The following is a 20,438-nucleotide window of genomic DNA, read 5'->3' as shown; positions in this document are numbered from 1 at the left end:
GCGCTGGCCGAATTCGGACACGGCAGGCGCCGGTCGAGGCGAGCGGCGCCGGCGGCACGCCGCCGCACGCGCGCGGTCTCGACCAGGCACCACGCCGGCTGCAGGCGACGCCGTCGCTGCGCCCGGCCGCTGTCGCCGGCGGGGCCGGGCACGCGTGCCGGCGGCGCGGACTCAGTCCGGCACGTAGGCGGCGAAGGCGACCGGATGCGCGGGATCGGCGGCGTCCACCTTGTCGGCGGTCTTCTGCAGCGCATCGGCGTCCGGCGCCGTGTCCGAATTCAGTTGCCAGCTCTGCCGCACCCGCTTGTGGAACAGCCAGGTCCTGCGTTCGGGCACGTAGCGGAAGGTGATGAAGTCGGGGTCCAGTGCTGGCCGCAGGAAACCCCGTTCTGCACGGTGAAGTAGCGGCCCTTGGCCGCGAACGGGTCGTCGCTGTCGGTGAACGGGTCGCACTGGCCGCCGTTGTCGCGCTTGAGCACCACGCAGTCGTTGCGCGCAGCCAGCCGGTAGCCGCCGTCGGCCTGCCGCACGAAGATCAGCAGCGGCCGCGCCGGCGCCGGCGCCCGCTCGGCCTCGCCGCGTTGCGGCCGCGCCACCAGGTGGTCGGCGCGGCCGTCCCCGTCCAGATCGGCGCGCAACTGCGCCAGCGGCAGATAGCCGGCGGGCAGCTGGCGCAGCACGTCGGCCGGCAGCTCGGCGGCGCGTGCGCCCTGGGTGGCGAGCAGTAGCAAGCCGGCGGCGATGCGGAGCGACAGGGGCATGGGAGCGTTGCGGATGCGGAAGGGCGCAAAACCTAACCGACGCGGCACGCGAACGGTGGCATTGCGCTGGTGGCGTGCCGGTGCGCATCGCCGTGGTTCTTTGCGGATTCGCCGGAGCGTCCTGGTCCAGCGCGCACGGCGTCGAAGCGTCGGCGCCGGATCCCCGCTCCCGGCTCACGACAGCCCGGCGAACGCTTCCGCCAGTCCCTGCACGCGCCCGCCATCGCGCGCGTCGTAGCCCTGCAGCACGTCGAGATCGTGCCGGGTGGCGAGCAGCAGCGGCTGTCCGAACAGGCGCCGCGGTCGCGCAACGTGTCCCAGGCATGGCGGTAGGACGGCTCCCTGGCGGCAGGCGGCGGCCAGCGGGCCGGTGTCGCGCCTCGCCAGCAGCCGTTCCACCCGCGGCGGCGGCAGGCGCTGTCCGTCCTCGGTGCGCAGTTCCCAATGCGGCTGGATGCCGCCTTGTACAGGCGGCTCGCCGCTCGCAGTTGGCTTTCCACAGCCGATCGTTCGACCATCCGGCACTCGGCGCCATCGCGTTTTCGTACTACGCTCGCTGCGCACCATCGCGTCGGCCAGGCCGTCGGCGACGCCATGGCATGAATGGGCATATGCGCTCCATCACAGAAAGACGCCGATACACGGGAGGGGAACCGAATGAGCGACTCGCACCGCGCGGCCAGCGCCGCGCACCACACCGGCTTGCTGTCGAAGCAACGCATCGTCGCCGGGCCGGGCTTCAACCGCTGGCTGGTGCCGCCGGCGGCGTTGGCGATCCATCTGTGCATCGGCATGGCCTACGGCTTCAGCGTGTTCTGGCTGCCCTTGTCCAAGGCGCTGGGGATCACGCAGTCGCTGGCGTGCCCGGCCGACATGGGGTTCGTCGCGCGCATGGTGTCGGCTACCTGCGACTGGAAGATCAGCGAACTGCAATGGATGTACACGCTGTTCTTCGTGCTGCTGGGCTGCTCGGCGGCGCTGTGGGGCGGCTGGCTGGAACGCGCCGGCCCGCGCAAGGCCGGCGTGGTCTCGGCGCTGTGCTGGTGCGGCGGGCTGGTGATCTCGGCGTTGGGCGTCCATCTGCACCAGATCTGGATGCTGTGGCTGGGCTCGGGGGTGATCGGCGGCATTGGCCTGGGCCTGGGCTACATTTCGCCGGTCTCTACCCTCATCAAGTGGTTTCCGGACCGCCGCGGCATGGCCACCGGCATGGCGATCATGGGGTTCGGCGGCGGCGCGATGATTGGCAGCCCGCTGGCCGACGCGCTGATGCGCCACTTCGCCGGCCCCGCGTCGGTGGGAGTGATGGAGACCTTCCTGGTGATGGCCGCGCTGTACTTCGTGTTCATGCTCGCCGGTGCGTTCGGCTACCGGATACCGCCCAGCGGCTGGAGCCCCGCCGGCTGGACCGCGCCGGCGGCCAGCGCCAATGCGATGATCACCTCCCACCACGTGCACGTGAAGAAGGTCTGGGGCATTCCCCAGTTCTGGCTGCTGTGGGGCGTGCTGTGCCTGAACGTGTCGGCCGGCATCGGCGTGATCGGCATGGCCTCGCCGATGCTGCAGGAAGTGTTCGGCGGGCGCCTGATCGGCGTGGACGCCGGCTTCGCCAGCCTGGACACTGCGCAACTGGCGGCCATCGCCGCCATCGCCGCCGGCTTCACCGGCCTGCTCAGCCTGTTCAACATCGGCGGGCGCTTTTTCTGGGCCAGCCTGTCCGACAAGCTCGGCCGCAAGCACACTTACACCGTGTTCTTCGTGCTCGGAATCGCCCTGTACGCGGCGGCGCCGTGGGCCGGCAAGGTCGGCGGCAGCGCGCTGTTCGTCGGCATCTTCTGCGTGATCCTGTCGATGTACGGCGGCGGCTTCGCCACCATCCCGGCCTATCTGGCCGACCTGTTCGGCACGCAGATGGTGGGGGCGATCCACGGCCGCCTGCTGACCGCCTGGGCCACCGCCGGCATCCTCGGCCCGGTGGTGGTCGGCTACATGCGCGAGTACCAGCTCGGCCTGGGCCTGCCGCCGTCACAGGTGTACAACACCACCATGTACATCCTGGCCGCCATGCTGGCGCTGGGCCTGATCTGCAACCTGCTGGTGCGGCCGGTGGCGGTCAGGCGCTTCATGACTGCGCAGGAGCTGGCCGCGGAGAAGCAACTGGCGCACGAGAAGGTCGGCAGCAACGGCCAAGGCGCGCTGGATGCGGCGCAACTGGCGCAGGTCGGCCATGGCGGCAACCCGTTGCTGGTGGCGTTGGCCTGGCTGGCGGTCGGGGTGCCGATGCTGTCGGGCATCTGGGTCACCTTGCAGAAGGCGTTCGTGCTGTTCCACTGATCCGGGAGGGCATCATCATGTACTCACGTGCGTCATCCCGGCCCGGCGCCGTCGCGCGCGGCGTGCGTCGCCATCGCAACGGGCGCACCGCCGTGACCCAGGACCTGGTGGCGGCCGAGGTGCCGGTGGCGTTGGCCTACAACGGCGAGCCGTTCGTGGTGATGATGGCCACCCCGGAAGACCTGCACGACTTCGCCCTGGGCTTCTCGCTCAGCGAGGGCATTGTCGCGGCGCCGGCGCAACTGCATATCGCTGGCGTCGACACGTTCTTGGAAGGGGTCTCGCTGCAGTTGCGGATCCCGCCCGTGCAGGCCGCGGCATTGCAGGGGCGGCGCCGCAACCTGCAAGGCCGCAGCGGCTGCGGGGTGTGCGGTAGCGAATCGATCGAGGCAGTGCTGCGCGCGCCGCGGCCGCTGCCTGCCGGCCCCGCGATCGCGCCGGCGGCGCTGGCCCGCGCGCTGCGTGCGCTGCGCGAGCGGCAGTCGCTCAACGCGCTCACCGGCGCCACTCATGCCGCGGGCTGGGCCGATGCCGACGGGCGCGTGCAGCTGGCGCGCGAGGACGTTGGCCGCCACAACGCGCTGGACAAGCTGATCGGCGCGCTGGCCACCGCCGGCCTGGACCCGGCCAGCGGCTTCGCCGTGATCACCAGCCGCGCCAGCTACGAGATGGCGATGAAGGCTGCGCAGGCCGGCATCCCGCTGCTGGCGGCCATTTCCGCTCCCACCGCGCTGGCGGTCGCGCTGGCCGACAGTGCCGGCCTGACCCTGATCGGTTTCGCCCGCGATCACGATTACGTCGTTTACAGCCATCCGCAACGCCTGCACCAGGCCGCGCACGCCGGAGCGCCCGCATGAGCAAGAAGACCATCCGACCCTATACGCAGCCGGCCGGTGGCTGGGGCGCGCTGCGCGCCGTGGCCACGCACCTGATGCAGCAGGACGTGGCGGTGCAGGGGTCCAAGACCCTGTTGCACGCCAACCAGCCGGACGGCTTCGACTGCCCTGGCTGCGCCTGGCCCGACCGCGACCACACCTCGACCTTCGAGTTCTGCGAGAACGGCGCCAAGGCGGTGGCTGCCGAGTCCACCGCGCGCCGCGCCACCCCGGCGCTGTTCGCGCAGTACAGCGTGGCGCAGCTGGCCAAGTACAGTGACTACTGGCTGGAAGGGCAGGGCCGGCTGACCCATCCGCTGCGCTACGACCGCGCCAGCGGCCACTACGTGCCGGTGGGCTGGGACGCGGCGTTCGCGCTGATCGCCACGCACCTCAACGGGCTGGCCTCGCCGGACGAGGCGATCTTCTACACCTCCGGGCGCACCAGCAACGAGGCCGCGTTCCTGTACCAGCTGTTCGTGCGCGCGTTCGGCACCAACAACTTCCCCGACTGCTCGAACATGTGCCACGAGCCGTCCGGCACCGCGTTGAAGTCGCAGATCGGAGTCGGCAAGGGCACCGTGTCGCTGCACGATTTCGAGCTGGCCGATGCGATCTTCATCTTCGGCCAGAACCCCGGCACCAACCATCCGCGCATGCTCGGCGAACTGCGCCAGGCGGCCAAGCGCGGCGCGGCGATCGTGTCGTTCAATCCGCTGCGCGAGCGCGGCCTGGAGAAGTTCGCCGATCCGCAGGACAAGCTGCAGATGCTGCACAACGGCGCGACGCGGATTTCGTCGGACTACTTCCAGCTCAAGATCGGCGGCGACCTGGCCGCGGTCAAGGGCATCATCAAGCACGTGCTGGAGCGCGATGCCGACGCGGCGCGGGAGGCGCGGCCGCGGCTGCTGGACCTGGACTTCATCACCCCGCACACCGCCAACTTCGACGCTTTCGCCGCGGACGTGATCGCCGAGCCGTGGGCCACCATCGTCGAGGAGTCGGGGCTGAGCGAGGCCGAACTGCGCCACGCCGGCGAGATCTACCTGAAATCGGAGCGATTGATCGCCTGCTGGGGCATGGGCATCACCCAGCACAAGCATTCGGTGGCGACGATCCACATGATCGCCAACCTGCTGCTGCTGCGCGGCCACCTGGGCCGTCCCGGCGCCGGCGCCTGCCCGGTGCGCGGCCACAGCAACGTGCAGGGCGACCGCACGATGATGATCTACGAGCAGCCGCCTGCCGCGTTCCTGGACCGCTTGAAGACGGTGTTCGGCTTCGAGCCGCCGCGCGCGCCCGGCTACGACACCGTCGGCGCGATCGAGGCCATGCTGGACGGGCGCGCCAAGACCTTCTTCGGCATGGGCGGCAACTTCGCCACCGCCACCCCCGACACCGAGGCCACGCACCGCGCCTTGCGCCGCTGCGACCTGACCGTGCACGTGACCACCAAGCTCAACCGCAGCCACCTGGTGCACGGCCGCGACGCGCTGATCCTGCCGTGCCTGGGCCGCACCGAGATCGACATCCAGGACGGCGGCCCGCAGAGCGTCAGCGTCGAGGACTCGATGAGCATGGTGCACCTGTCGGCGGGGATCAATCCGCCGGCCTCGGCGGAACTGCTGTCCGAGCCGATGATCGTGGCGCGGCTGGCCGAGGCCACCCTCGGCGCGCGCAGCGCGATCCGCTGGCGTTGGCTGGCGGCCGACTACGACCGCATCCGCGACTTGATCGCGCAGATGTTCGACGATTTCGCCGACTTCAATACACGCGTGCGCGTGCCCGGCGGCTTCCGCCTGTCCAACAGCGCGCGCGACCGGGTGTGGGCGACGCCGGAAGGCCGCGCGGTGTTCAAGGTGCACGCGGTGCCGACCGACAACCCAATCCACCGCGCGCGCCGCCAGCGCCCCGGGCAAGTAGTGTTCACCCTGGCCACCACGCGCTCGCACGACCAGTACAACACCACCATCTACGGCCTGGACGACCGCTACCGCGGCGTGTTCGGCGAGCGCCGGGTGCTGTTCATCAACGCCGCCGACATCGCCGACCTGGGCCTGCGGGCCGGCGCCTGGGTCGACCTGGAAAGCCTCGGCGCGGACGGCGTGCAGCGCCGGGCCAAGCGTTTCCTGCTGGTGGAATACAACATCCCGCGCGGCTGCCTGGCCGCCTACTACCCGGAGACCAACGGCCTGGTGCCGCTGTCCAGCTTCGCCGACGAGGCGCGCACGCCGACCTCCAAGTCGATCCCGGTGGTGGTGACGCCGCACCTGGCCGAGGCCGCCGACGCGGTGCCGCGCGACATCGGCGTGGCGCTTGTCCGCTGATCCGGCGCTGGTCCGGGCGCTGCTCGAGGCGCTGGCGCCGGAACCGGAAGGGATCGCGCTGGCGCGCCTGTGCAAGCGCCTCGGCGTGCGCATGAGCGTGCTGCTGCGCACCCTGGCGTGGCTGGGCCAGGCCAACCTGGACGGGCGTGCGGGACCGGGCTGGATCCGGATGCAGATGCGCGGCGAGCGCGAGGTGGCGGTGTTGACCGCCGCCGGTCGCGCGCAACTGGCGCGCTGAGCGCATTGCCACGCGGCGCTGCGGGGCCACGGCCGATCTGCCAGAATCGGCCGGTTTCCCGTCGATGCCGCCCCATGACCGCTGCCGCGCTTTCCATTCCGCCCGTCAATTCGCCGCGCCGCGTCCTGTTGGCCAGCCTGGTCGGCACCACCATCGAGTTCTTCGACTTCTACATCTACGCCACCGCCGCGGTGCTGGTGTTCCCGATCCTGTTCTTCCCGGCCGGCGACGCCGACGCGGCCAGACTGCAGTCGCTGGCGACCTTCGCCGTGGCCTTCGTCGCGCGGCCGCTGGGTTCGGCGCTGTTCGGCCATTTCGGCGACCGCATCGGGCGCAAGGCGACGCTGGTGGCGGCGCTGCTGACCATGGGCCTGTCCACGGTGTGCATCGGGCTGCTGCCCACCTACGCCAGCATCGGCATGTGGGCGCCGGCGCTGCTGGTGCTGTGCCGCTTCGGCCAGGGCCTGGGCCTGGGTGGGGAATGGGGCGGGGCGGTGCTGCTGGCGACCGAGAACGCGCCGCCCGGCAGGCGCGCCTGGTACGGCATGTTCCCGCAGCTGGGCGCGCCGCTGGGCTTCCTGCTGTCCTCCGGGATCTTCCTGCTGCTCGGTGCGGTGCTCGACGATACGCAGTTCATGCGCTGGGGCTGGCGCATTCCGTTCGTGGCCAGTGCGCTGCTGGTTGTGACCGGGCTGTGGGTGCGCCTGCGCATCCACGAGACCCCGGACTTCCAGCGCGCGCTGGATCGCGACGAGCGGGTGCGCCTGCCGATGTGGACGGTGCTGTCGCGGCATGCCGGGGCGATGCTGCTGGGCACGCTGGGGGCGTTCGCCACCTTCGTGCTGTTCTACCTGATGACCGTGTTCGCGCTGGGCTACGGCACCGCCACGCTGGGCTACAGCCGCGAACAGTTCCTGCTGCTGCAGATGGTCGGGATCCTGTTCTTCGCCGCAGGCATCCCGCTGTCGGCGCACTACGGCGACCGCCGCGGCACGCGCCTGGCGATGATCGTGGCCAGCGTCGCCATCGTCCTGTTCGGGCTGGGCTTCGCGCCGCTGTTCCAGGCCGGGCAGCCATGGCAGGTGCTGGCGTTCCTGTCGCTGGGGTTTTTCTTCATGGGCCTGACCTACGGCCCCTGCGGCACCTTGTTGGTCGAACTGTACCCGGTAGCGGTGCGCTACACCGGTGCCTCGCTGTCGTTCAACCTGGCCGGCATCGTCGGCGCGGCGCCGGCGCCGTACGTGGCCACGTGGCTGGCAAAGCACTACGGCCTGCCGTGGGTGGGCTATTACCTCAGCGCCGCGGCGCTGCTGACCCTGCTGGCGTTGTTGGCGATCCGCGCCCGGCGCGGCTGAGGCCCGCGCGCGGCCGCGCTCAGGCGGCGTGCTCGACCCGGCTGCGGCCGCCGGCCTTGGCCAGGTACAGGTGCTTGTCGGCCTCGGCCAGCAGCGGGTGTAGCGCATCGCGCCGCTCGTCGCTGGTGCACACGCCGTGCTGATGGTGATGCGCAGCGTCTGCTCGCCCGCCTGCGCCTTCAGCGCGTGGATGCGCTCTGGCGCAGGCTCTCGAAGTAGGGCTGGCCGCTCGCGCATCCAGGGCCGGCAATGGTTGCAGCATGCGAGCCGCAAGGCGCCCTTGTAGGGAGTAGACGCGCGCGGCCGGCAACGTTAGCCGGCGACGTCAGGCGCGCGCATGACGCTCTTACCACAGCGCGTCGCGCAGCTTGTACCAGGACATCGCCGCCGCCAGCAGCGGCATGCGCAGCAGGCGCCCGCCGGGAAACGGCGCGTGCGGGATGCGGGCGAACAGGTCCAAACGCTGCGCCTGCCCGGCGATGGCCGCGGCGATGGCGTCGCCGGCCAGGCCGGTGGCGGCCACGCCGTGGCCGCAAAAGCCCTGCGCGAAATAGACGTTCGGGGCCAGCCGGCCCCAGTGCGGAGCGCGGTTGCGGGTGATGTCGACGTAGCCGCCCCACACGTAGTCCAGCTCGACCGCGCGCAGCTGCGGGAACACCCGGCGCATGCGCCGGGTCATGACCCCGCGCAGGCCCGGCGGCGGCAGCGACGAATAGCTGGCGCGGCCGCCGAACAGCAGGCGGTGGTCGCGGCTGAGGCGAAAGTAGTCCAGCGCCCAGTTCACGTCGGCCACCGCCATGTCGTTGCCGATCAGTTCGCGCGCCAGTGCCGCGCCCAGCGGCGCGCTGGCGCCGATGTAGGTGCCGACCGGCATGATCCGCGACTCCAGCTCCGGCGCGATGCCGCGCAGCCAGGCGTTGCCGGCGAGGACCGCGAAGTCGGCCTGGACCTCGCCGTGGGCGCTGCGCAGGATCGGCCGCGCGCCGCGCACCAGCGCGGTCACCGGCGATTGCTCGTAGATGCGCACGCCGGCGGCCAGCGCCGCGCGCGCCAGCCCGCGCGCGTACTCGAGTGGATGCAGGTGGCCGCTGGCCGGATCGTACATCGCGCCCAGGTAGCGCTCGCTGCGTAGTTGCGTACGCAATTGGTCGCGGTCCCACCACTGCAGCGGATAGTCGTAGCGCTGCGCCATCTCGACGATGCCGGCCTGCAGCGCGCGCATCTGGCGTGGCTTGATCGCCACGTGCGCATGGCCGTCGCGCCAGTCGCAGGCGATGGCGTGGCGCTGGATGCGGTCGCGCAGCAACTGCATGCCGTCGCGCGAGAAGTCGAACAGCCGCCGCGCGTCGGCCTGGCCGAGCAGCGTTTCCAGCGTGTGCTGCTCACAGCCGTAGCCGACGATGGCCTGGCCGCCGTTGCGCCCGGACGCGCCCCAGCCGACGCGCTGCGCTTCCACGATCGCCACCTGGTAGCCGGCCTCGGCTAGCGCCAGCGCTGCGCTCAGCCCGGTATAGCCGGCGCCGAGAATGCACACGTCGGCCCGTACCCGCCCCTGCAACGGTGGTTGCGGTGGCAGCGGCGTGGCGCTGTCGGTGTACCAGGAAGAGCCGGGACTCGGGACTGGGGACCCGGGACTCGGGGAGGAGCGGGTCATGGCAGTGAGTTGCTGGAGAGGGGAAACATCAGGTCAGCCTCCGGATGCTTGGCGTTTGCTTTCTCGAGTCCCCAGTCCCGAGTCCCGCGCATCACACCGTGCGCAAGTACCAGCGGTAGTCCAGATCGCTCACCTGGGCGTGGAAATCCAGCATTTCGTGCCGCTTCTGCTGGCCGTAGACGTGGCGGAAGCGTGCGCCGAACCGGTCGGCGGCGAAGCCGCTGGCGAGGAATCCGGTGATCGCGCTGCGCCAGTCGGGATGGCGGATCTCGGTCTGCGCATAGGCGTTGCCCCGGATCGGCGGGCCGGGGTCGCAGCGGTGCTGCAGGCCGTGTTCGATGCCGGCCAGCACCGCTGCGGCGACCAGATAGGGATTGGCGTCGGCGCCGGCGATGCGATGCTCGATGCGGGTATTGGCCGGATCGCTGTGCGGCACCCGCATCGCCACGGTGCGGTTGTTGAAGCCCCAGCTGTCGTTGAGCGGCACGAACGCATTGGGCACGAAGCGGCGATAGCTGTTGGCGTGCGGTGCGAACAGCAGCAGGCAGTCGTCGGCACTGCGTTGCAGGCCGCCGATGGCGTGGCGCAGCGCCTCGGCCGGCGCCTGTGCGGTACCGGCGAAGACGTTGCCGCCGGCCTCGTCGAGCAGGCTCACGTGCAGGTGCAGGCCGCTGCCGGACTGTGCGGCGAACGGCTTGGCCATGAAGCTGGCGAGCAGCCCCTGCCGTTGCGCGACCGCCTTGATCGCGCGCTTGAGCATCAGCGCGTCGTCGCAGGCGGCCAGCGCGTCGCTGCGGTGCTTGAGGTTGATCTCGAACTGGCCGGGCGCGTATTCGGCGACCGCGGTATCGGCGGGGATGCCTTGCGCATGGCAGGCCTGCGCGACCGCGTCGGTGAAGCCGCGCTGGTCGTCCAGGTCCTGCATGGAGTAGACCTGAGTGCTGTCGCTGCGCAGCCCGCTGTGCGCCTGCAGCGGCGGCTGCGGCCGGCCGTCGGCGCCGGCGCGCGGATCGAACAGGTAGAACTCCAGCTCCACCGCGATCACCGGGGTCAGCCCACGTGCGCGCAGCCGCGCCACCGCCCGCGCCAGCACCTCGCGCGGGGCGAAGTCCAGCGGGTCGCCTGCCTCGTCGCGCATCGCCAGCAGCAGCTGCGCCGACGGCACCGGCGCCCACGGCACCGGCTGCAGCGTGCCGGGGACCGGGAAGCACAGCCGGTCCTCGTCGCCGATGGTGTAACCCAGCCCGGTCTCCTCGACCGTATTGCCGGTGATGTCGGTGGCGATCAGCGACATCGGCAGGCACACCCCGTCCCGATAGACCTTGTCCAGCGCATCGTCGGTGATGCGCTTGCCGCGCAGCAGGCCGTTGCTGTCCGGCAGCAGCAGGTCGATCTGTTCGCAGCCGGGGATGCGTTGCAAGGCCTGGGCGGCGTCAGGGGGCAGGAGCGGAGCGTCGTGGGTGCGGGTCATGGCGGCGGCCGGCGGGAGTGTGTCGAGCTTAGCAGAGCCACGCGCGCGTCAAGAATACTCAACAGGCCCGCACGCTCGGGACCGCGCACGGCGGCCGCCGCGGCCGCGCGCGCGCCGCGCCGATCCTTGCGTGCACTGGGATGCGGCGCCATGCCGGACGCCGGCGCGGTGGCCGGATGCGCTCGCCGGCGGTGGGGCGCGCTCGCATCGTGTTGTAAAAATAAAACGCCCGGGGTAAGTTGCGACCACGCCGCACGAGTTTTTCGCATGGCTGTGTCGCCTCTGGTCGGCTTGCCGACCGATCGTAAGCTCATCGGCCAGCATCCGTTCCTGGTGACTGGAGAAAAGTACCTGCGCGCGGCGGTCGATGGCGCCGGGGTGACGCCGGTGCTGCTGCCGTCGCTGCAACCGCCGGTCGATCCGCGCGACTGGCTGGCGCGTTTGGACGGCCTGTTGCTGACCGGGGCGCTCAGCAACATCGAACCGCATCACTACGGCGACGAACCGAGCTGGCCGGGCAACCCGCACGACCCGGCACGCGACGCCACCACGCTGGACCTGATCCCGCAGGCGATCTCGCTCGGCCTGCCGATCCTGGCGATCTGCCGCGGTTTCCAGGAGATCAACGTCGCCCTCGGCGGCACCCTGCACCAGAAGGTGCACGCGGTGCCAGGGCTGTCCGACCATCGCGAGGATGCCCAGGCGCCGCTGGAACTGCAGTACGCACCGGCGCACGAGGTGACGCTGAGCGAGGGCGGCTGGCTGGCGGAGATCGCCGGCCGCGGCCACGCACCGGTCAACTCGCTGCACGGGCAGGGTGTGGCCCGGCTCGGCGGCGACCTGATCGTCGAGGCGCTGGCGCCGGACGGGCTGATCGAGGCGTTCCGCGGCATCGGCCCCGGCTTCCTGCTCGGCGTACAGTGGCATCCGGAATGGTGCGTGCTCGACGACCGGTTGCATCTCGGCATCTTCCAGGCCTTCGGCGACGCCTGTCGCCACTACGCGGCGCGCCGCACGCACTGAACCGACACGTCCCATGGCCAGCCGACCGCGCTCCCGCAAGAACACCCCCGAGCAACAGGAAAGCTCGCTACGGCGCTGGCTGAAGGACCGCCACATCACCGAGGTGGAGTGCCTGGTGCCGGACATCACCGGCAACGCGCGCGGCAAGATCATCCCGGCGGCCAAGTTCTCCCACGACTACGGCACGCGCCTGCCCGAGGGCATCTTCGCCACCACCGTCACCGGCGACTATCCCGACGACTACTACGACCTGACCTCGCCCTCGGACTCGGACATGCAGCTGCGCCCGGATCCGGACACGGTGCGCATGGTGCCGTGGGCCACTGATCCCACCGCGCAGGTGATCCACGATTGCTACACCAAGGAAGGTCGGCCGCACGACCTGGCGCCGCGCAACGTGCTGCGCGGCGTGCTGCAGGCCTATGCGGCGATCGGCGTCAAGCCGGTGGTGGCGCCGGAGCTGGAGTTCTTCCTGGTGCAGAAGAACACCGATCCGGACTTCCCGCTGCTGCCGCCGGCCGGCCGCTCCGGGCGGCCGGAGACCGCGCGGCAGTCGTACTCGATCGACGCGGTCAACGAGTTCGACCCGATCTTGGACCTGATGTACGACTACTGCGATGCGATGGAACTGGACGTGGACACCCTGATCCACGAATCCGGCGCGGCGCAGCTGGAGGTCAATTTCACCCATGCCGACGCGCTGTCGCGCGCCGACCAGGTATTCCTGTTCAAGCGCACGATGCGCGAGGCGGCGATGCGCCATGGCGTCTACGCCACGTTCCTGGCCAAGCCGATGGAGAACGAGCCCGGCAGCGCCATGCACATCCACCAGAGCCTGGTCGACAAGCACGGCAAGAACGTGTTCAGCGGCCGCCGCGCTGGCGAGTACAGCCGCACCTTCGCGCACTATCTGGCGGGATTGCAGAAGTACGTGCCGATGGCGATGGCGTTCTTCGCGCCGAACGTCAATTCCTACCGCCGGCTGATGTTCGGCGAGGTGTCGCCGAGCAACGTGCTGTGGGGTTTCGACAACCGCACCTGCGGGCTGCGGGTGCCGATCGACACGATCGAGAACATGCGAGTGGAGAGCCGTTTCGCCGGTTCCGACGCCAATCCGTATCTGGCGATGGCGGCGACGCTGGCCTGTGGGCTGCTGGGCATGCGCGAGACGCTGGAGCCGACCCAGCCGACTACCGGCAGCGGCAAGGAGATGGGCTATCGGTTGCCGCGCTCGCTGGGCGAAGCGCTGGACGAACTGGAGCGCTGCGCGCCGCTGCAGGAGTTGCTGGGGCCGCGTTTCGTGCGCGCCTACATTTCGGTCAAGCGCAAAGAGTACGAGACGTTCTTCCGGGTGATCAGTTCGTGGGAGCGGGAGTTTTTGTTGTTGAACGTGTGAGCCGGCCATCGCTGGCGGTGGCAGTGGCGGATCGGGCAGGGTGCGGCGGGTCGCTGTCGCTGTCGCGTTTGCCGTTGTCGTCGCCTTGGCTATTAGGCGGTTTCAAGCACCAACAGCAACGCATGACCGACTGGGGATGGATCGGATGCCCCCCGTTTGTTGCCAAGCGAGCCGCGTGGAGCCGGATGGATCGCTGTGTAAATCGTCTCGCGGGCGGCGAGCAAGACAGGCTGCCCGGGGTGTTGGCGCTTGCGTGTGGCGGCAACGTGCATGGGCGACCAACCCTGCTCAAGCAACAGCCGCAGCTGAGACCGCAACGCGCCTCCCAGCGTCAACTTGCGTGGACGCCGCGCCTGCCTGCGTACGCGCCGGCTACGCACGCCAGCCCGATGTGCGTCGTAGCCGCCGGCAATGCGTGAGCGTCCCATCCGCCCCTTGGTCGCGCGCGGGCACGGATTGCGTCGCAACTGCGGTCTTCGGCATCTGCGCGAACGCCGCCCGGGCGGGATGGCCGCCCGGACAGCCTGGCCTTCAGTAGCGCCAGTCGACGCTCAGGCGCAACCCGCGCGGCGCGCCGGGCATGATGTTGTTGTTGCTGTGCGCCGATGCAGCGTAGGCCCGGTCGAACAGGTTCTCGACGTTCGCCTGTACCCTGAGATCGTCCGTCGGCTTGTAGAAGACCGCGGCGTCGAAGCGGGCGAAACCGGGCAGCGCCACGGCATTGTCGGAGGCCACATAGACCTTGTCCTGGCAGATGGCGCCCACGCCGATGCCCCAGTGGGGGGTGAAGTCGTACCGGTTCCACAACGAGAACGAGTGCTTGGGAACCTGGCCCAGCGCGTTGCCGTGCTGCGCGCCAGGGGTCTGGACCTTGCTGTCCTGATAGGCATAGCCGGCCATGATCTGCCAGGCGTCGGTGAGATTGCCGGACAGGCCCAGCTCGAGTCCGTCGGCGCGTTGCCCGTCGACCAGCAGGGATTGCGCCGGATTGTTGGGATCGGTGATCGCGACGTTGGTTCGGTCCAGCCGGTACAGCGCGGCAGCGAAGGCCAGGCGGTCGCTGATGTCCCACTTGTAGCCGATCTCCAGATTGGTGAACTTCTCCGGATCCAGGGCGCGGTTGGAGGGGGTCAGCGAGGCAAGCTGTTCGCCGGCGCGCGGGACGTAGGACACCGAGTAGCTGGCGTACACGGACATGTCTTCCTGCGGCTTGTAGATCACTCCCGCGCGCGGCGACAGCAGGTTGTCGCTGCTGGACACGCCGACGCCGTTGCGGTTGTTGCGCACATCGGCATCGAACAGGTCGTAGCGCAGGCCCGCCAGGATCTGCCAGTGCGGGGACAGCGTGAGCTGGTCCTGGACATAGACCGCGGCGTTCTTGGCGACGCTGCGGTTGTCCGCGTCCGACGCGCTCTGGCGGAACGCCACCGGACCGGTGTAGATCGTCTGCGGCAAGGTCACAAAGTCGCTGGTGGCGGTGGGACCCACATTGGTGAAATAGCCGGTCTCGCGGAAGTTCTCGGTCTCCTGGCGGCCGAGTTCCAGGCCGGTCAGCAGTTCGTGGCGTGCGCTTCCCGTATCGAAAGCCAGGGTCAGGTCGGTCTGGTTCAGAAAATTCTTGCGGCCGGTGAAGTTGTTGTAGGCGCTGATCGCCACCCGCTGCGTCGCCGCGGTGTAGGTCCCCGGGAACACGTTCTGGTAGAACTTGTCGTAGTCGGCCAGGCGGGTCTGGTTGACGAGCTTGGCGGCGTCGGAGAACTGGTGGGTGAGCAGCGCGCTGACGGCGTCGATGCGCGCCCAGGTCGGGCTCTGCTCGGGGCTTCCGAAGAACGTGGATGGGTCCGTGCGCAGGGCCGCCCCACGCGCCGGGAGCAGGGAAGGGACGCCGCGGTCGGTGATCCGGTCGTCTTCGAAGTGTTCGTAGCCAAAGGTCAGGCTCGTCGCGTCGCCCGGACGCAGCGCGACGGTGGGATTGACCGCCCAACGCTCGACGGTCACCCCGTCGCGGTAGCTGTCGGAGTTCTCGTACAGGCCGGTGATGCGGAATGCGCCCGTCTCGCTCCAGGCCTTGTCGTAGTCGGCGGTCAGGCGTCGGTTGTTCCAGGAGCCGAGGGTGAGGTTGACGCCGGCGACATTGGACCAGTCGGCCTGCTTGGTGACCCGGTTGATGAGGCCGCCGGACGCGCCGCGGCCGAAGACCATGCCGCTGGGACCCTTGAGAATCTCGACCCGCTCCACGTTGTACAGGTCGCGGTAGTACTGCACGTCGTCGCGCATCCCGTTGATGAAGAAATCCGCCGTGGTGGTGTTGCCGCGCAGGATGGGCGCGTCGCGATGGCCCTCGCCCTGCGCCATCTGCACGCCCGGAACGTAGCGGACCACGTCGGCCATGCTCTGCATGGCCTGATCGCGGATCAGGCCTTCGGTCACCACGGTGACGGACTGCGGCACATCGCGCAGCGGTGCATCGGTCTTGGTTGCGGAGGTGATGCGCGGTACTTGATAGTTGTCGCCCGTGCCGAGCACGTGGATGCGATCCAGCGTGGTGGCGCCGGACCTGGTGGCGCTGTGCTGGGCCGTCGCCAGCGGGCTGTGCAGCGCCAGCGCCAGCGGGGTGGCATACAGCGTGGCGCGGATCATGGCGGACAGCAGGGACGGGGCGGCGGGAGCCGGGGCAGCGGGCATCGTGGAACTCCGTAAGGTTGGGATTGGTCCAATACAAACGCGAACTATTCGTATTACGATGAGGGGCTCAATGTCAGATTCATGTCAGGTGGCAGTGGCGCCGGGCGCCAGATCGGGGGCCAGAGAGACCGGTGCGCGCGTGCTCTTCGTGGAGGACAACCAGGGGTTGCTGGCCAGTGTCTTCGCCTATCTCGAGGCGCGTGGCTTCGTCCTCGATGCCGCTCCCGATGGACCGTCCGGCCTGCAGCTGGCTGCGCAAGGCGATTACGACGTCATCGTCCTGGACTGGATGCTGCCGCGGATGGATGGCATCGAGGTCCTGCGCCATCTGCGCAACCATGGTTCCGATGCCTCCATCCTGCTGCTGACGGCCAGAGACCAGCTCGACAGCAAGCTGGCCGGTTTCAGGGCCGGCGCGGACGACTACCTGGCCAAGCCGTTCGCCATGGCCGAGCTGGAGGCGCGGCTTCTGGCGCTTTCTTTCCGCCGCTTCGGACGCAAGCAGGTCCTGCAGGTGAGCGATCTGCACTTCGATCTGCTGACCCAGACGATCACCCGCGGGGAGCGGCTCTTGCGGCTTTACAGCGGGTGCCGCGCGGTGCTGGAAGTGCTGATGCGCGAAAGTCCCAACGTGGTGTCGAGGGAGCGACTGGAGTTCGCGATCTGGGGCGATGACCGCCCGGACCGGGACATGCTCCGTTCCCACATGTACGAGCTCAGGAAACGGCTGGACCTGGACGAGGAGCCCAAGCTTCTGCACACCATCAACAAACAGGGCTACCGCCTGGCCCTGACGGACGCCGCCGAAGATGGCAAGGCATAGCCTGCGGCGCATCCTGGTCCTGGGAGTGGTTGCGTACGCGGCGGTCGTGTCGCTGGTGGTGGCCGGTCATGGCTACTGGGTCAACGAGCGCGCCGAGAGGAGCGTCTGGGAGTCGATGCTGCGTACCGAGATGGATTTCTTCGCACGGCGGCGTGCCGAAGACCCGGCATACGTGTGGCCGGAGACGGACATCCTGCGGCTCTACCAACCCGGCGCCGTCCCCGAGCCGTTCCGTCGCCTGGGACAGGGCGTGCATGACGAGATCCGAAGCGGAAACCGGCAATACGTGGCGATCGTGGGCGACAAGGGGACGAAGATGGACGGGGTCGTCCTGGTCCTGGACATCACCGACCAGGAAAAGGACGAGGTCTTCCTGGCCACGTCGTTGTTGCTGTCCGTTCTGTTGGTGGCGGCGCTGCTCGCGGTCCTGGTCTATTGGGGAGTGGGGCGGCTGTTGCGCCCGTTGACCTCCCTGGCCGCGGCCATCGCGGTCTTGCCCCCCGACGGACGCGGACCCGCGCTGCCGGTGGACCGGCGCGATCCCAGCGAGGTCGCCGTCGTGGCCGAGGCGTTGAACGACTACATGCTGCGGATCAAGGACTTCATCGCGCGCGAGCGCACCTTCATCAACCTGGCCAGCCATGAACTGCGCTCGCCCATCGCCGTGGTGCTGGGTTCGATGGAAGTGGCGCTCGCCCATCCGGACACCACACCGGCGCTGCGTCCGCATCTGCTGCGCACCGCGCAGACCTCGCGGGCGATGGAGGAGCTGGCGGACATGCTGCTGTCGCTGGCCCGCGATCCCGACCGCACCCTGCGCGAACTGCAGCCGGTGGACATCGCCGACGAGCTGCCACGAATCGTCGAAGACTATGCGGTCATCGCCAAGGGCAAGGAGCTCTCTCTGTCGCTGGAGATCGCGCCGGACCTGAACATCGCCGCGCCACTGCAGGTGGTGAGATCCCTGATCGGGAACCTGATCCGCAACGCCATCGAGAACAGCGATCGCGGCACCATCCGGATCTATGCCGAACCACCCTGTACGCTGATGGTCCAAGACTGCGGGCATGGCATGACGGACAGCGAAATGGCCCGGTTGCACGCAAGGATCGTACGCAGCGGATACACCAGCACGGCGGGAATCGGCCTGGCGTTGATATCACGCATCTGCGCGCATTTCGGCTGGCAGTTCGAGATGGGTTCTGCTCCGATCAGGGGGACGGTCGCGAAGATCCGGTTCGCGCCGACGATGCCGGTGAAGCGGGATAGTGCCCGATAGCCGTGTTCCCGGACCGTTCCGGCAGCGGCGCGGGCGGTTGGACGCCGAAGATGATCCGTTGCTGGAACGGCGTCCCCCATGCATGCGCCGTGTAGCCGTAGGCGGCGATGGATTGCGCGATGGCGGGATACATGGCTTGCTTGGTGACGAAGATGAGGCCCGGTTCGCGGCCCACTTCCTGCACTTCCTGCATGAGCGGCCCGTCGTACTCGGGATTGAAGCGCGCCTGTTTCTGCGGACGGCGCGAGACTTTCTCTATCTCCGCGCCTAGATGCAGGTGCAGTCCGTAGCGGGCCATGTCCTCCACGAACACCACTTCGCGGATGGGGCCGCGTACGCGCTCGCGGATGGCGTCGGCCCATACCGACGAATCCTTGTGGGTAGGCCACAGCGCGCCTGCGACCCGCGACGCGAGCAGCAGCGCAATCCACAGCGCAAGCCATTGCCACCTGGGCAAGCCGCGGCCCAGGTAGGCTCTCTGCCCGGCCACGGCGACTGCCAGCGGCACGAAGATGGGAAGCAGATAGAGGGGCAGACGCGATCTCGCCAAGCAGAAGACCGCGATCGGCACGAGGATCCAAAGGGCCAGCAGCAGCTGCCGGGGGTCCATCGCGTGCACGTTCGCCTTTTGCCAGGCGGCCGTGCGCAGCACGACGCGGCGCAGCCATCGCCAGAGCTCCATGCTCCACGGGAGCGTTCCCAGGATCAGGGTCGGCGCGTAGACCTTCAGCCAGCCATACCATTCGCCGTTCCGGCCAAAGCGATCGCTGGCGACCCGGTCCACCAGTTCGGCGCCCAGGAAGTACTGGAGCAGTCCGGGGTTCCGAAGCGACACGACGATGTACCAGGGCAGCGCGATGGCCAGGAACAGGCCGACTCCCAGCGCGTGCCAATGCCAGCGGATGCGCGGTCCGGGCGACAGCCGTGCCATGAGCGCGAACACCAGCAGCGGCACCAGGGCAGGGGGCCCCTTGGTCACGAAGCCCAGGCCCAGCGCCGCCCACATCAGCAGCAACCATCCGTGGCGATGCGCTTGCCCGCCGAAGCGGCGCTCCAGGTACGCGTACACCGCCAACGCTTGCAGCGCGGCCAGAAGAAAGTCGGTCGTGACCAGTTGCCCTGCCACGAACGGAACGATCATGGTTCCGTAAACGATGGCGGCGAGCGGCCCGGTACCCGGATGGATGCGCCGTGCGCAGGCGCCGGCCAGGATCATGCAGGCCAGGAACGACAGTGCGATGGGCAGCCGGGCCGCCCAGGGCGTATGGCCGAACGCCTCCACGCTGCTGGCGACCAGCCAGTACGTCAGTGGCGGCTTGGTCCAGTGGCCGACTTCCTCGCTACGCTTGGGGCTGATCCAGTCGCCGGTATCGAGCATCGTCAGCGCGACATTGGTATACCTGCCTTCATCCGGTTCCCAGATGCCGCGCAGGCCGAGGAACGCAAACGCCAGCAGGGTGCACAGACCCAGCGCGAGCAGGGGCGAGGAGGGGATGCCCAGGATGCGAGCAGGCAGTTTCGGCGTCATGCGGATCGCATGGTGAGGTGAGGTCCGGTCGAAAAACGCGTGTCAGGCGTCATGGCACAGGGAATGCATGCGATTGGCCATCAAGTTCGTCGGCAATCGGGATGCGCATAGGGTTGCATCGGCGAGGCGACAATGGAGCGGCGGTTGGCGCAGCGATGGGCGATGGGCCGGGCCGCGGCCCTGTGCCGACCGGCCAACGCGCAGGGGCCGGGATGCCAGGGACTGCGCTGCACCCTCGGCGTGCATCGGCGCGAGCGCAGGACCTCGGCTCCGTGGATAGTGAATCCAGGTTGGCAGCGGCGACGCCACGGGAACCAGCGCTGCGACATCTGGCAGGCTGCTGAAATACGAATTGCCAGGTACCGCTGGCCTTAGCCTTGTCGATACAGTGAACGACTGCTCCATGAACACGTCACTTCCGCGCATAGACTGGGCTCGTCAACTGATCAGGGTAAGTCTAGCGAGAATGAGGTTCTTCAGCAGCCTGCCAGGCGGATTGCGGGGCGCGGACCTTGGTCACGTCCAGCAGGTGTCTACGCGGTCCTGTGGAATTTTGTCGTTCGTTTCTGGCGCCGGCATCGCTAGCCCTCCCTCGTCTGCGGAAGCGCGCAAGTATCGGATTCAAATTGGACACGGGTATGTCAGGGCGCCGCAGCGGACCGGCGAGGTCCCGTGATCCCGATCCCAGC

Annotated in this window: 16 protein-coding genes; 9 read left to right on the top strand and 7 right to left on the bottom strand. The window is 69.1% G+C overall.

Going from position 1 to position 20,438, the window contains the following annotated elements:
* Positions 1–171 precede the first annotated feature (171 nt).
* The 3 genes from G4Q83_RS24085 to G4Q83_RS09715 all read right to left on the bottom strand — a co-directional run bounded on the left by G4Q83_RS24085 (position 172) and on the right by G4Q83_RS09715 (position 1,160).
* A complete protein-coding gene (locus G4Q83_RS24085) occupies positions 172–300 on the bottom strand; it encodes a hypothetical protein (RefSeq protein WP_281401999.1) in 129 nt (42 codons plus the stop codon).
* Positions 279–761 (bottom strand): hypothetical protein, encoded by a 483-nt coding sequence (locus G4Q83_RS09720; protein ID WP_246432335.1) that lies wholly within the window; start codon positions 759–761, stop codon positions 279–281. The genes G4Q83_RS24085 and G4Q83_RS09720 overlap by 22 nt, the downstream gene beginning before the upstream one ends.
* Before the next feature lie 174 nt (positions 762–935).
* Positions 936–1,160 carry a hypothetical protein gene (locus G4Q83_RS09715; RefSeq protein WP_185817389.1) on the bottom strand — a complete coding sequence of 75 codons (225 nt, stop codon included), beginning with the start codon at positions 1,158–1,160 and terminating at the stop codon, positions 936–938.
* 258 nt (positions 1,161–1,418) lie between these two features.
* Between G4Q83_RS09715 and G4Q83_RS09710 the strand changes: the two genes are divergently transcribed.
* The 5 genes from G4Q83_RS09710 (at position 1,419) to G4Q83_RS09690 (ending at position 7,890) form a co-directional block, all read left to right on the top strand.
* Positions 1,419–3,095, top strand: a complete 1,677-nt coding sequence (locus tag G4Q83_RS09710; RefSeq protein ID WP_128419547.1) for an OFA family MFS transporter — start codon at positions 1,419–1,421, stop codon at positions 3,093–3,095.
* Between the two features lie 17 nt (positions 3,096–3,112).
* A complete protein-coding gene (fdhD, locus tag G4Q83_RS09705; RefSeq protein WP_128419548.1) occupies positions 3,113–3,952 on the top strand; it encodes a formate dehydrogenase accessory sulfurtransferase FdhD in 840 nt (279 codons plus the stop codon).
* Positions 3,949–6,297 (top strand): FdhF/YdeP family oxidoreductase, encoded by a 2,349-nt coding sequence (locus tag G4Q83_RS09700; protein WP_128419549.1) that lies wholly within the window; start codon positions 3,949–3,951, stop codon positions 6,295–6,297. Before fdhD ends, G4Q83_RS09700 begins: the two co-directional genes overlap by 4 nt.
* Positions 6,287–6,535, top strand: coding sequence for a hypothetical protein (locus G4Q83_RS09695; RefSeq protein ID WP_128419550.1), 249 nt, complete (start codon positions 6,287–6,289; stop codon positions 6,533–6,535). Before G4Q83_RS09700 ends, G4Q83_RS09695 begins: the two co-directional genes overlap by 11 nt.
* Before the next feature lie 74 nt (positions 6,536–6,609).
* The gene (locus tag G4Q83_RS09690) at positions 6,610–7,890 is read left to right on the top strand and encodes an MFS transporter (RefSeq protein ID WP_128419551.1); all 1,281 of its coding nucleotides are present in this window, start codon (positions 6,610–6,612) and stop codon (positions 7,888–7,890) included.
* A gap of 346 nt (positions 7,891–8,236) precedes the next feature.
* On the opposite strand, the gene G4Q83_RS09680 is transcribed toward G4Q83_RS09690, so the two are convergent.
* The gene (locus G4Q83_RS09680; RefSeq protein WP_128419552.1) at positions 8,237–9,544 is read right to left on the bottom strand and encodes an NAD(P)/FAD-dependent oxidoreductase; all 1,308 of its coding nucleotides are present in this window, start codon (positions 9,542–9,544) and stop codon (positions 8,237–8,239) included.
* A 91-nt stretch (positions 9,545–9,635) separates the two neighbouring features.
* Positions 9,636–11,015 (bottom strand): glutamine synthetase family protein, encoded by a 1,380-nt coding sequence (locus tag G4Q83_RS09675; RefSeq protein ID WP_128419553.1) that lies wholly within the window; start codon positions 11,013–11,015, stop codon positions 9,636–9,638.
* Positions 11,016–11,282: 267 nt separating this feature from the next.
* Here G4Q83_RS09675 and G4Q83_RS09670 point away from each other — a divergent pair, with 267 nt between their 5' ends.
* Together G4Q83_RS09670 and G4Q83_RS09665 are read left to right on the top strand one after the other, a co-directional pair.
* Positions 11,283–12,038 carry a gamma-glutamyl-gamma-aminobutyrate hydrolase family protein gene (locus tag G4Q83_RS09670; RefSeq protein WP_128419554.1) on the top strand — a complete coding sequence of 252 codons (756 nt, stop codon included), beginning with the start codon at positions 11,283–11,285 and terminating at the stop codon, positions 12,036–12,038.
* A 13-nt stretch (positions 12,039–12,051) separates the two neighbouring features.
* Positions 12,052–13,434, top strand: coding sequence for a glutamine synthetase family protein (locus G4Q83_RS09665; RefSeq protein WP_128419555.1), 1,383 nt, complete (start codon positions 12,052–12,054; stop codon positions 13,432–13,434).
* 531 nt (positions 13,435–13,965) lie between these two features.
* On the opposite strand, the gene G4Q83_RS09660 is transcribed toward G4Q83_RS09665, so the two are convergent.
* Positions 13,966–16,119: a TonB-dependent receptor gene (locus G4Q83_RS09660; RefSeq protein WP_128419556.1), complete on the bottom strand. Its 2,154-nt coding sequence runs from the start codon at positions 16,117–16,119 to the stop codon at positions 13,966–13,968.
* Positions 16,120–16,258: 139 nt separating this feature from the next.
* Between G4Q83_RS09660 and G4Q83_RS09655 the strand changes: the two genes are divergently transcribed.
* Together G4Q83_RS09655 and G4Q83_RS09650 are read left to right on the top strand one after the other, a co-directional pair.
* Complete coding sequence (locus tag G4Q83_RS09655) at positions 16,259–16,942, top strand: response regulator transcription factor (RefSeq protein WP_246432334.1); 684 nt, start codon at positions 16,259–16,261, stop codon at positions 16,940–16,942.
* Positions 16,929–18,221 carry a sensor histidine kinase gene (locus G4Q83_RS09650; RefSeq protein WP_146095429.1) on the top strand — a complete coding sequence of 431 codons (1,293 nt, stop codon included), beginning with the start codon at positions 16,929–16,931 and terminating at the stop codon, positions 18,219–18,221. The genes G4Q83_RS09655 and G4Q83_RS09650 overlap by 14 nt, the downstream gene beginning before the upstream one ends.
* Here G4Q83_RS09650 and G4Q83_RS09645 read toward each other — a convergent pair.
* Positions 18,154–19,749, bottom strand: coding sequence for an ArnT family glycosyltransferase (locus G4Q83_RS09645; RefSeq protein WP_128419559.1), 1,596 nt, complete (start codon positions 19,747–19,749; stop codon positions 18,154–18,156). The genes G4Q83_RS09650 and G4Q83_RS09645 overlap by 68 nt on opposite strands.
* Between the last annotated feature and the right edge of the window lie 689 nt (positions 19,750–20,438).

This window comes from Xanthomonas theicola (genome assembly GCF_014236795.1).
In the GTDB taxonomy this organism is placed as follows: Bacteria; Pseudomonadota; Gammaproteobacteria; order Xanthomonadales; family Xanthomonadaceae; genus Xanthomonas_A; species Xanthomonas_A theicola.
The sequence above is the reverse complement of the archived record's forward strand: the minus strand, read 5'-3'. Positions and strand labels throughout refer to the sequence as shown.